This is a genomic window from Streptomyces sp. NPDC020996 (assembly GCF_040641355.1).
Classification (GTDB): domain Bacteria; phylum Actinomycetota; class Actinomycetes; order Streptomycetales; family Streptomycetaceae; genus Streptomyces.
Window position 1 is genome coordinate 64533 of the sequence record NZ_JBFADM010000018.1, and the last position, 12570, is coordinate 77102.

Below are 12570 nucleotides of genomic sequence, written 5' to 3' on the forward strand. Positions count from 1 at the left end.
GAGATTTCGTGGATCAGGAAGCATGTGTGACACGCGAACCCTGGGACCTTTGCTTCACGGCCGAGCCGACAGAGGTGGCCGCCCTGCGTCGGGCCATGCGCCTGCACCTGGGCATCTGGGGTCTGCACGAGATCACCGACGAAGCCCAGCTCTGCGTCAGCGAGTTGGCGTCCAACGTCATCACGCACGTCGGCCCCGGCACACCGGCCACGCTCGCAGTCTCGATGAGCGGAGTGCATCTGCGCATCGAGGTCCACGATCCCGATACGCGCGCCCTGCCCACCCTCCTGAACGCGAACGCCGACTCGGAGGGCGGGCGAGGCATGGCCCTCGTCGACGCCCTCGCCGACCGCTGGGGCGTGCAACTCCGCCCCGATGGGAAAGCCACGTGGTGCGAACTCGCAACGGGTCTCACATCGCCGAACGGCCACGTGGCAGGCCCCGGCGTGCAGCGTGCCGAGGCGTTGTTGGAGTTCTACGCTGGTGCCAAACCCCCCTTCCGGCCCGGCCCGGGACGACTAGGGAGGGCAGTGGCCGAGGAGTCGGTGATCACGGTCATCACGGACTTCCTTCACTGGCTCCGGGCCCACGGCTGCGACCCCGACGAGGTACTGGACCGGGCGCAGACACACTTCGAGATGCAGAGCGCCGGCAGCGGTGGTCCACGGGGATGAGGAAGAGACCGGCACGGAGCGTCAGCCACCGTGCCGGTCTCACCTTCTGCACGCGTCGGTGGCACAAGGCGTCGATGCCCCCGACGCCGCACAGCCATCCGTGTGTCACGGTTCCAGTGCGTTGGCGAAGAAGCCCAGGTCGGGATCGTCCGGAGTGCCGATCAACAGGGCACGGTCAAGCAGGATGTTGTTGTGCTCGCAGCTGGTCTCCGGAAGCATCACGCACGCGTGGCAGGCCGCCAGGTTGATTCCGCCGGCGCCGGACGCTTCGGTTTCTATGCAGAGCGGGTCTGAGGAACACCACTCTGCACGCCGGAGGGCGGAACGGACCGTACGATCGAGAAGCTCCGGTTCACCTTGAGCGACCAGACCACCCAGACTGCCCGCCGAGTCGCTCGTCGCGGTGTAGACGAGGACCCCGGCCATGTCGTCGGCGGCGTAAAGGCGCTCGCGCAGGGCCGCAGCCGGATAGCCCGCCTCCAGGCTCCACTCGTTGATGAGAACGTGGGCCAGCGTGTGCAGCAGCACCATGCGAGGGGTGGCAGGGGAGGGGACGACCAGACTCGGGTCGTCGGCCCTCTGCTCCAGCACTCGCTGGTGGGCGGTACGCATCCGTTCGACCCGGGCTCCCACTGCCAGGGCCTTCTCCCAGGCGTCGAGTCGGTCCTCGTCCAGGCGGAGGAAGACGCCCTCGCCCCGCACCTCCATGGCCGGGAGCCAGCGCAAGGGATGCTCGGACAGCGGCATCTCCTTGGAGTCGGTCGTCGACTCGGCGTCTGTGAGCCGGGTGAACGCCTTCAAGGCGCGCACCTCGCGGAGCTTCTTGACCAGCATCGGGCCGGTGACGCCGAGCGGATCGAGCACGCTCTGGTCGCCCAGCGGAGTCTCGCAGACGAACTGCTCGTCGCGGGCGTGCTCGCTCTCGTCGTTGCCCGAGCGAAGACGCTCGTACTCCTTGTTACGCAGGGCGCGGTAGCGGTGGTCGAAGGTGGGAGCCGTCTCGCTGTCGGGGTCTTCCTCGCGTTCTGCGGCGAGTAGCGTCATCACCTCCTCCAGCGATATCGGACACTTTCCCTTGAAAGCACCTCTGAGATATATCTCGACGTGCGCAGGCTCGTCGTACTGACGAAGCGTGTCCCAGTGTTCGGCGAGCGGATCCGCGCGACCGTCGCTCCACGGCGGGATGGAGAGCGCAGACTTCAGCACCGGCTGCCACACCGCCGAAGAACCGCGCTGAAGCGTGCGCAGGGGGAGTCCGCAATCTTTAGCGGTGGCGGACGCACCGAGCCACGGGCGGGGGCCTCGGCACTTGAGGCCCAGGTCCTTGAGCGCGTTCCTGCGGAAGGAGCCCTCCATCGAGACCTCGGGAGCGTGCCCGCAGGTGCACGAGACGAGGATGGAGCGGAGCGACGCAGTGTGCCCGGACGTGCGCAGCTTGAGCTTCCCCCCGCACTGGCCGGCCGTTGAGGCACCGCGCTCTTTCGAGCGGTGCACCCACTGCCAGTAGGGGAACTCGCCGAGGTGTCCGTCCTTGCAGGCGACGACGAAACGGGAGGGGACCAGGTCGGCCTCACAGGTGCCACAGACGCTTTTACCGGCGGGCGGATTGAAGTCGCGGTGGCGCTGCAGGTCGTTGCAATCGGGGCAGGAGTGCATCAAGGGGAATCGTCGGACCCGGAGACCATCCTTGCTGGTGTCGTCGGAAGCGGGCGGCAGCCGGAAGTAGTCGACGTCGAGCAGCCGAGCCAGGCGGCGCTCATAGATCTGAGGGGACTCATCACGGCTCCAGATCTGTTCAGCCTCGTCGAGCCCCGAAACGATGAAGGACTCGTGATCGACGGCGATGAGCGACCCGACGCCGTACGTGGTGATCGCTTGGGCACGGCGGACCGCACCACGTCGCGGAAGGTTGTGGGCGGGTGCGGCGCCGTTCGCGCCGGTCCGGCGACGGCGGGCGGGAGGCGGGGTCATCGGGTTCCCTCCTGGAAAAGGGCGGTCTCGGCGTCGACGTCGCGCAGGCTCCACAACGTGGACCATGCAGTGGTGTCCTCGGCCTCGTCGTCGTAGGCCTTCAGGAGCGAAGGGGTACGACGGCCTCTCTGAGGTTCGAACAGCAGGCCGCTATGGATGTCGGCTTCCTCGCACCACCAGTCGACGAACTCGTCGAAGGCGCGGGAGACGGCGTCGGTCTCCTCCGGGGTGACCGCTTCGACGCGCTCCAGGAGGATCGACTTGATGCGCTCCCGGAGCACGTGTTCATAGGACTCGACCTGGCTGGCGCCCTCGTTGGGTCGGGCGGCGGGGATCATGATGCGGGCGAGGGCGACGATCACCGCGTGCAGACCCCGGTCGCGGGCGCGGGCGGAGAACGGTGTGACGGAGGTGGACTCGACCTCGCGGTACAGGGCCGAGTGGAAATGCTGGAAGCTCTCGTAGTGGGAACGGTCGCGGGACCGAGTCGAGTTGAGCATGACGGCGACCAGGCCGGGGTGTGCGCGGCCGACTCGGCTGGTCGCCTGGATGTACTCGGCGGTCGTCTGTGGCTGGCCCATCACGGCCATGAGGCCGAGGCGGTCCACGTCGACGCCGACCGCGATCATGTTGGTGGCCAGGAGGACGTCCACGGTGTCCTCGTCCGGTAGCCGCTTCTCGATGCCCTTGAGTCGGGTGGGGATCTCGCTGGCGTCGATACGGCTCGTCAGCTCCGAGTAGTTGGCGACCGAGCGGACCTCCACCCCCTCGCGCGCGGCGAGCAGCTCCAGATAGGCCACCACGTCGTCATGGACCTGGAGTTCTGCCGCGGACAGCAGCCGGAGACTGTTGAAGTAGCCGACGAGACTCCAGTACGCGTCACGTACCTCGTCCTTGGTCTTCGCGTGCTTGGCCCGGTGCAGAAGCGTCGCGTACGTGCGGATCAACAGGGTGGACTGACTGGTGCCAGGGGCCAGGAGGCCGACGTAGCGTCGGCTGGCCTTTTCCTCGCGCGGTGTCTCCACGGCGAACCACGAGTCGCGGGCATCCAGACCGGCGGGCGGGAACTGCCGTACTTCGCGAGCGAAGAGGTGGCGCCCCTGGTCGGCGGCGCGACGGATAGTCGCTGTGGAGGCGATCACCTTGGGCTGGTCGGCGAGGGCGTCCACGGCGGTCTCGTACAGGCCGGTGAGGGTCCCCAACGGACCCGAGATCAGGTGGAGTTCGTCCTGGACGATCAGGTCCGGGGGCGGGGTGGCGTCGTCCGGGTCGTCGCGGTTGAAGAGGGCTGACGTCGCCGGACGCCACGGCATCGACGCGAACTTGTCCACGGTCGCGATCACCAGGGTCGGTCGCGCGTCGTACACCGCCTCGTCGATCAGGTGGACGGGCAGGCCGTCGGCGAAGTCGCAGCTCTCGCCGGGGCATCGGACGCGCATCCGCTTGGCGTCCTCGTCGACTTCGTAGTTCCGTGCGTCGAGGCGGGTCCCGCACCAGGGGCAGGCGTGCAACTGGACGGGGTTCTCCGTGGCCAGGCGCTTGTCGAGGTTCCTCCGCAGCTCGTCGAGCCTCAGGCCGGCCGCGGCCAGCGTGTTGGGAGTGGCCGAACGTCCCACCCACATCCCGACGGAGAACTCCTCATGGCCCAACTCGGGCGTCCGGCGTCGCATGCCCTCCATGGCACACAGCAGGATCGCCGCCCGCTCGAACTGCTGGAGGGTGAGCAGCCGCAGCGTGTACCGCATGAGGACGGTGACCCCGCCGCCGTCCGCACCCTTGCGGATGCGACGCAGAAACGACGTGAGGGCGATCAATCCGAGGTACGCCTCCGTCTTGCCGCCACCGGTGGGGAACCACAGCAGGTCCGACACCTGCCGATCACGGTGCTCACGGTCGTCGATGCCGGCCAGGCAGAGCAGCAAGAACGCGATCTGGAAGGGGCGCCAGCGGCCGGCGGCCGGGGCGGGGGCGCCGACGCGTCCGTCCTTCACCCACTTGCTACGGGCGCGCTGGTCCGCCATGGCGCGGTTGGCGAGGCGGAAAGCCCGCATGAGATCGGGCTTGGTCCGCAGCAGCTCGATGCCTTCACGGATGCGGTCGAGTGCCTCGCGGCAGGCGCTCACCTGGTCCCGCGCGGGCTTCTCGTGGATGGTGCCCGTCAGCGCATCAGCCTCGGTCGACTTACGTTCGATCCATCGTTCGTACCCTGTGGCCAGCCCTTCCAGAGCGGCAAAGACCTCGGCATCGGACTGTTCGGCCAGTCCCAGCATGGACAGCGCCGAGCTGTCGATCTCCGGGTTGGAGTCGGTGAGCAGCACCTCCACGGTGGGGACGAACTGGCTCCGCACCTCGGGGACGGCAGGGGGTACGGCCTCGGTCATACCGATCGGCTGCGGTGTCCAGTCCCACTCGGCGGCGCAGCCGTGGCCGACTGCGAAGGTCGGGGCGTGGCGGTGGAGCAACCGACTCGTGGCGATTTCCGGGTCGTGTGCGGCGGCCGGAGCGGGACGCTCGACGAACGCGGTGGAGCCGTCGGCGGCCCGGACCGTCAGACCGCACTGGAACAGGGAGAAGGCGTCCTGGAGATCCCGCTCGCCGACTTTCTGCGTATTGATCAGCGTGACCGTGACCGTAACCGTGTTGTTGGCCGGATCGACGCGTCGGACGTTGACGTGCAACGCGGCTTCCGGCGCGAGCTTGATCGTCTTCTTCGGATCCGGTCGAGTCACGTCGATGGGCTGGTCAGGGAGGTCGAGTTCCCTGCGCCGCCACTGCTCCCGCTGGTCGGCAGTGGTACGAGCCTCGGCGCGGCGGGCCGGGACGGGCCTGCCGTCGGCGTCGGTGGGTTCGTAGACGGCCGCGCGGGCCGAGACCACGATCGAACTGCATATGGTCGGGCGGACCGCGAAGGTGAGGCCCATCGAGGAGGGGCGCCTGTCCCCCGCGGCGCCGACCTCCTGTGCGGTGCCGGACTCCTCTATGTCGTCGCGGGTGAGGAGAGGGACAGCGTCCAGGCCTTCCTGCTCGGCGGCGTCCTCGTCCTTCCGTTCCTTTGCGGCCCTGTCCGCGGCACGCGGATACAGCACGCCGGTCAGGTAGCGGTCGATCGGTGCGTCCTGGGTGAGTACCTCACCCCGATCGTCCGGCTCGGCGTCATCAGCGGGGCCCAGGAGTTCACGGCGGAGCCCCACCAGGAGCTCTTCGTCCCGGACCCGGTAGTGCTCGGAGTGCCGGCCTGCCACCTGCGTCATGCGCGCTGCTCCTCGTAGTTGTCGGCTCTCCGGTACCGGCCGATGCCGGTGATCCGCGGGGCGATCCACACGCCTCGCTCCCCGAGGCCCGCGTTCGCGCTGGCGGCGGTGCTGCCCGTCACGGTCTCCAGGGTGTCAATCCGCAGATCGTGGATCTCGTCGGGCCACCAAGGGTCCCAGGTACGGTTCACCTTCTGCACCTTGAACAGTTCCTCGCGGAACCCTTGCGAGGCCTCCCCGATCTCCTTGCCGTCGTGCACCAGGGCGTACGGCGGGCTCTGCGTCTCGCCCATCGGCAGGTCGTGGCGTTTGCGTAGCAGCACCTCCTGGCCGGGACGCACCTGTTCCAGGAGATACGCCTGGGTGGCTACGGCGTTGATCTGATGGCCGGGCGGATTGTCCCGGCACACGTCGCCCGCCTCGGCGACGATCCCGTACCTGTCGTACGACCGCCACGATCCGAGGTAGCGACGGCCGTGGCGTTGACCGCCCGCCCGCTTGAAGTGCGGCAGTTGCGGAGGGTCCACGTAGTACAGGTCCTGGCGGGCGCGTGTCATCGCCACGTACAGGGCTCGGGCTTCGACGGGAAGGTCCAGTTCGTCCTGGTATCGCTTGTGGAGGTCGGCGAGGGTCGGTGGTGTCAGGACGATCACCCGGTCGAACTCCAGGCCCTTGGCACGGTGCACCGTCGAGACGACGATGCGGGCGGTCTCCGGGTCAGCCGCTTCGTCAGGGAACCTCCCGTCGGCGACCGCGCGGCGCAGCCGGTCCAGATCGAGCACGCCGCGCCCCGCTCCGCGCGCGACCCGACGCAGCACCGTCCACAGGGCGGCCGTGTTCGGTTCGTACGGAAGAGGGATCTCCGAGAGGAGAGTACGGAACCGGTCCTCGGTGAGGCCGGTCGCCTCCGTGCGACGCAGCAACTCGGCCACCCAGTAAGGCACCGGACGCTCCTCAAGTGGGCGCCGCAGCCGGTGGTCGATGCCATGTGCGTGCAGCAGGCCGGAGATCACGAGGGCCTGTTGGTTGTCACGGGTGAGCACGGCGCAGGTGTCGGAGAGGTCCCGCAGTCCGTCCAGGGTGAACTCGTCGTCGAGGTCACCCATGACGTTCGCCGGATCCAGGAGGAGGTCGCGCAGTTCGTCGTAGCGGGTTCCCGCCTCGTCCGGATCGCTCAGTTGCTGGAGAGGGGGGCCGAGCGGCAGTGCGACCCGGGCCTCGGCGGTGGTGGCCCGAAAGTTACGCGTGAGACGCAGCTCGACCAGGTCGTCGGGGTAGGAGCAGCGTAGCCAGTCGAAGAACCGGCCGGTCTCCTCGGCGCGCTCGCCCAGGTCCTCGATCTGGAAGCCGTACACGGACTGGGCGGCGTCTCCGACGACGGTGAAGCCGCAGCTGTCCTGGTACCGGTCGAGGAGCGTCTCCACCAGCTCGCGCCGCCCGCCCAGCAGGTCCTGCACCTCATCGATCACAACATGGGCCGGTGGGACCGCGTCGCCGATCTCCAGCGCGCCCTTCTCGATCGCGTGGGTGGCCGCGGCGATCCGCTCGTCGAAGCCGACCGCTCCCCACTCGCCGTCCGGATGTGCCTGGAGGAGCACCTCGTAGGCCCACGCGTCAAAGGTGCGGGCGCGTACCCGGTGGGCTCGTTCCCCGTGTCGAGAGATCCGTTCACGCAGCTCTCGAGCGGCCGCCCGAGAGAACGTGAGAACAAGGATCTCGGCCGCATCCAGTGCCTGTTCGGGGTCCTCGTGGCCGCACAGCGCGTCGAGCCGGCGCACCAGGGTGTGAGTCTTTCCCGCCCCGGCGCCCGCGGTGACCAGGACGCGGGCATCCCAGGGCTGCTCGACCACGGCCAGTTGCTCGTCGGTGAGCGGAGGGCTGTCCTGGTAGACGTCGGTCACTTACGGCTCCAGAGGTGCTCGAACTGAGTGAAGGCGAGGCGGGTGTCGAAGTTGGCGATGTTGTCGCTGACGTTGAGGATCAGGCAGCTGTCCTTGCCGCCGTTCCGTGGTCCGCGCAGTCCGCGACCGATCATCTGCTGGTACACGTTGGTGCTGTAGACGGGCCGCGCCACGACCACGACACGCGTGGCCGGTGCGTCGAATCCCTGGGTGAGAACACCGTAGTTGGTGAGGACCTGGATGCGGCCGCTACGGAAGTTCTCGATGCGAGTGCGCCGGTCCTGCATGCTGGTCGTCGAATCCACGGCGGCGGACCGGATACCCAGATCGTTGAGCATGGCTGCCAGGTATTTGGCATGGTCGACGGAGGTGGCGAAGAGCAACGTCGGCCAGTCGGACGGCAGGTCGGCCACCGAGTCGACGATGCGACGACTGCGTGCGTGGTCGTCGGCGAGTCGTTGTTCGGCGGAGCGGGAAAGCACGGCCATCCGATCGGCGTGTGTCTTCTCGTCCCGTGTGAGTTCGATACGGCCGCCCTCAAGGGTGCGGTGCTCGACCTGGGCGAGCATGCCCCAGTCCTGGAGGTCGCGATACGGGTCACCTGACGGGAAGACTCCTTGATCGAGTCGCCGGTTGCCGAAGCGGTTGACCAGGCGGCGGGTCTCCTCCTCATTGGTGTTCCGGAACGGGGTGGCGGTCAGGCCGAGGAGGTGCCGGCCGGTCTCGTACTGGGTGAGTCCCAGCTGGCTCAGAATCTCGGTGTACCGCTTGGAGATGGCGGTGTGCGCCTCATCCACGATCACCAGCGCGGCCTGGCGCAGCCAGGCGTACTGATCGGTGTCCAGGCACCGTTCCAGTTTGGCATCGATGGCGACCACCAGGTGCGGGTTATCGATGACGTTACCGACCTCGTTGCTACTCCACAGCCGACTGATGGTGAGCGGGTACTCGGCGCCCACCTTGCTCCAGACGAACTTCCAGCTCTGAACAGCTTGTTCGCACAACTCTTCCGTCTGGGCGATCCACAGCAGTGGACCCTTGAGATCGCCGACCCGCTTCACCCAACGGATCACGGCCTCGGCGGTGACCCGGGTCTTGCCGGCACCGGTCGGCAGCGACAGCATGCCGCGCTGAGGAGCCAGCCGGTCGAGCATCGTGGAGATGTTCCGGACCAGGTCCTCCTGGTACTCGTGAAGACGCGGGAAGTCGCGAGGGCCCTCGACGGTTTCGAACGGAGGTGGGGAGGGAGTCCTCGAACCGGCGAACGCGACAGGGAGCTTCAGTTCCGAGACGAACGCGATGGCTGCCGATGAACCTCCATACCCGACAGGCGCGTTGGGAAAGCGTGCCTGGATGTCCCGGGCGTGCTGCTGGAGCACTCCGTCACCATGCGCGTTAAACGCCATCTGTGCGATCCGGCGCCCGGATGGCTCCACACCGTCGGTCGCCTGCAACTCGGCCTCCATCAAACCCTCGGGAAGGCCGGCCCGGAGCGCGTCCGCACCGATCAGCAGCTCGATCTTGGTCACCACGTCTCCGGCCTCGCGCACTGCTTTCTGTGCCGCTTTCAGCTCACTGTCCCGAGCCATGCGATCCTGGTGCTCCAGCACCGCGCGGCAACCGGCCGCGCCCAGGCCGAGGCCGAGTTCCCGGTCGATCAGGCGCAGCATCGGCTCGCGCTCCAGAGGCACGCGGACCTTGACGGTGCTGTCCTGGCGCACGGCGTCCAGAGGGGAGGCATGTGCGCCGTTGGGTGTACGGGTGACCTCCTCCAGTTCGCTGCACCTTTGCACCATGCTGTTCCGCTGTCCGCTGTTGAGGCGCTGCCGCAGGGCAGGGAACAGCTCGACCAGAGGAACCGAGTCGCCCTCCGGTACTTCACGGGTCTCCCGGCTGATCACGTCGGAGTAGCGGAGCATTCCCCACTTCTCGATCATCAGCTCGGCATCCTCGGCGGTCGGTACAAGGAGTGCCGGGAGCTGCTCGGCGCGGAGCGCCCGGTACTGATCGGCTCCGACGGCGATCGTGATTTCGTCGTCGGGACGGGTGCCCCAGACATCGCCTATCCGGCAACGGGTCAGGGAGTCCTCGGGGAAGTCCGCGCCGAACCGGGTCAGCATCACGTAGGTGGTGCCCACGAAGGAGTCGTCCTCGCTGCGGGTGACCTCGTCGAGGAGCGCGTCCCACCGGTCGGCAGGAACCTCGTCGACGGTGGTCGGCAGCCGCAGCCTGCGAGCCTTCTCGGGGGAGATGTCGGCGACCGGCAGAACGTCCCGGTAGCCGGAAAGCTGGGGGCCGACGGCCACCTTCAGCGGCTTGATGCCCTGAGAGGTGGCGACAGTGCCGTACTTCCTCAGCATCCACCGGATCGGCGAGGCCACCGCCTGGCGGGTGCTGGTCTGTGCGCCGATCTGACATGTCCAGTTGTCCACCACGGCATCGTCGGGCAGCACCTTCAGGTAGGCGGCACGGGATTCCTCGGAGAGGCCACGGAAGAGGTGGAGCGAACCACCGATCGCGGCGCCCTCAACCTTCATCCGGTTCAATGTCGGGCGCGGGGCGCGACTGTCCAGGCCCCGCAGGTAGGCGGCGTGGACGGCTTGGCGGTATTCCTCGAACCATGTCTCGTCCGCCTGGGGCTGCACCCCACTGGACGGTCGTTCCCGCAGGCCGACCTGGGAGAAGAACGGGGTGTCGTCGGAGTGGAATGCCATGTCGACGGCGATCTTCGGATCGCGCTTCGGGTCGGCGACGACACCCGGCAGCATGCAGTCCTCGACCGGTCGGAACCGTCCGTCGGCGGTCCGTACCCGGAGCGTCGAGCGCGGAGTGGGCACCCGCTCCAAGACTTTGTGGGCCAGCCGGCGGACCCCCGCCTGACGGAACAGCTCCCAAAACCGCTCCCAGTCCGAGTCGCTGTAGTGATCGAAGCCCTGATCGAGAACGCTGACGAACCGACCTTCGACATCGGCCTCCCGGATGCCCAGGGTGTTGAGGGCGTAAGCGAGCGACGGATCCTGGGCAAGCTCGTCGACCACGTACACCAGGGCCTCGCGCAGTCCGCCCTGGTCGGCGCGGCGGAACACCTTGCCGTGCACGGGGGCGACGAGACCGTGCTCCTCGGTGAGCACGACGTGAGCCTTGCGGGCCTCCTCGGCATAGGGGGACTGTGCCTCGATCATGTCCGCGAGGATTCGAATGGCTGTCTTCGATGCCTGTGCGGTGCCGCTCGCGACGAGGGCCTCCAGCCACTCGCGGACACCGGTCCGCTCATGCCCGGCTGCGCCGAGAATGTGCTCGACCTTTCCCGAGCGTAGTGCGTCCGCCTCGACGCTCGGGTGCAGCCAGTTCGAGGGGCGCCCGGGGCACTCGTTCCACATCCGCAGCCAACTGGACAGTTTCTTCAGGTCCCTGTCCAGCCGGGGGTGAATCCGCAGTTCCGTGGGGACGCGCAGGATGCCGTCCTGGTCGGGCAAGGACGGGCGGTCTGCGGTGCGGGCCCAGATCTCCCGGGTCAGGAACTCGTCGGCCCAGCTGATCGTTTCCTTGACGCGGCCGGGTAGCAGTGGGAGGTAGGCGGCCGGATCTTCGGCAGGCGCCAGGGCGGGGAGGGAGTCGACGACCAGTCTGGCCGACACTCTGATCATCTCCTGGTTGAAAGGAGACGAGTCCAGGAGGTTCTGTCGGTCTTCGTTGGTTTTCCATGCTCCGTTGAGAATGCCGCTCAGCGACATCTCGTACTTGGTTGGGAAGAATGACCAGAACCTACCGCGACCACGGGTCCGTGCATTGACGTACAAGCCGGTCTCGGGATGCTTCTCCAAGGCCGGGACTGCCCAGGAAAGGTCGAGCGAGAGCCTGTCGTGAAGTTCGCCGGCGTCCGCTCGGGCCGCCGGACCGGGCGTGTGGGTGGTGGTGAACACCCGCCAGCGGAGGCTGACGACCGTCCCGGCCCTTTCCTCGGTCACGGTGTGGAGGTCGCCGGTCTGTCGAGTGGTCAGGATTCGGCGAGCCGCGGGAACATGACGATGGTCCTCGAGGATGACTTTCGCGACATGCGGCGAGAAGAGTTGGAAGCCCACGGGGAACTCGTCGCGGGGCTCACCGTGCTCCTTGGTGCGTCCGCCGTGCATGTCCAGGCTGAGCCGGCGGTCCGCCTTCGGCAGCAAGGGCAGCCGTACGACGGTGGTCGCCCAGGTCAGGAGCTGGTGCAGAACGGGATCGGCGGCGCGCTCGGCCTGCATGTCAAGAGGACGGGCCATCCGCAGCACAGGGGCGTCAAATTCCGGTCCGTACCGAGCGGCCACGCCAGGCACATTTTTGATTTGCTCGTACGACCAGGAGCGATCGAAGCCGAAACTTCCGGTGCTGCTGAAAAATTCTGGAGCGTCAGTCACCACGAGCACCGATTTGACGCCTACACCGAACCTTCCGATCTGTCCTCCGCGCTTCTTCGACATGCTCATTCGAAGAATGGTTTCCGCACCTTCAGGGGTGACGGGATTCCCTTCGTTCGCGCAGTACAGATGAGTTCCTGTAAGGACGACGTGAACCCTACCGCCAGGCTCGTCGGCGATTTCGTCGGCCGCGTTCTGGACGAGTTCGAAGAGTTGGCGATCTCCATAGCCGCCCTGAGTGATACGTCGCTCTCCATTGGCGTGCTCGGCTACGAGTCCGGGGTCTACGGCATAAGTTTGCAGAACCCGAGAAGACTGCTCGATGACGGTTTGAATCACCGGAGAGAACGAAGACGACACTGGTCCAGCACTCCTG

At 67.4% G+C, this 12570-nt stretch carries 5 protein-coding genes; 1 reads left to right on the plus strand and 4 read right to left on the minus strand.

The features are described 5' to 3' along the window. The first annotated feature begins 8 nt into the window (after positions 1 to 8). Positions 9 to 674 carry an ATP-binding protein gene (locus AB0G63_RS15715; protein WP_360750102.1) on the plus strand — a complete coding sequence of 222 codons (666 nt, stop codon included), beginning with the start codon at positions 9 to 11 and terminating at the stop codon, positions 672 to 674. Between the two features lie 105 nt (positions 675 to 779). On the opposite strand, the gene AB0G63_RS15720 is transcribed toward AB0G63_RS15715, so the two are convergent. Genes AB0G63_RS15720 through AB0G63_RS15735 form a run of 4 tightly spaced genes read right to left on the minus strand, consistent with a single transcriptional unit; the run spans position 780 to position 12554 of the window. Then, positions 780 to 2645, minus strand: coding sequence for a DUF1998 domain-containing protein (locus AB0G63_RS15720; RefSeq protein ID WP_360750104.1), 1866 nt, complete (start codon positions 2643 to 2645; stop codon positions 780 to 782). Further along, positions 2642 to 5896, minus strand: a complete 3255-nt coding sequence (locus AB0G63_RS15725; RefSeq protein WP_360750106.1) for a helicase-related protein — start codon at positions 5894 to 5896, stop codon at positions 2642 to 2644. The genes AB0G63_RS15720 and AB0G63_RS15725 overlap by 4 nt, the downstream gene beginning before the upstream one ends. Further along, positions 5893 to 7797, minus strand: coding sequence for a UvrD-helicase domain-containing protein (locus AB0G63_RS15730; RefSeq protein WP_360750108.1), 1905 nt, complete (start codon positions 7795 to 7797; stop codon positions 5893 to 5895). Before AB0G63_RS15730 ends, AB0G63_RS15725 begins: the two co-directional genes overlap by 4 nt. Further along, positions 7794 to 12554 (minus strand): DEAD/DEAH box helicase, encoded by a 4761-nt coding sequence (locus tag AB0G63_RS15735; RefSeq protein ID WP_360750110.1) that lies wholly within the window; start codon positions 12552 to 12554, stop codon positions 7794 to 7796. Before AB0G63_RS15735 ends, AB0G63_RS15730 begins: the two co-directional genes overlap by 4 nt. Positions 12555 to 12570: the final 16 nt, after the last annotated feature.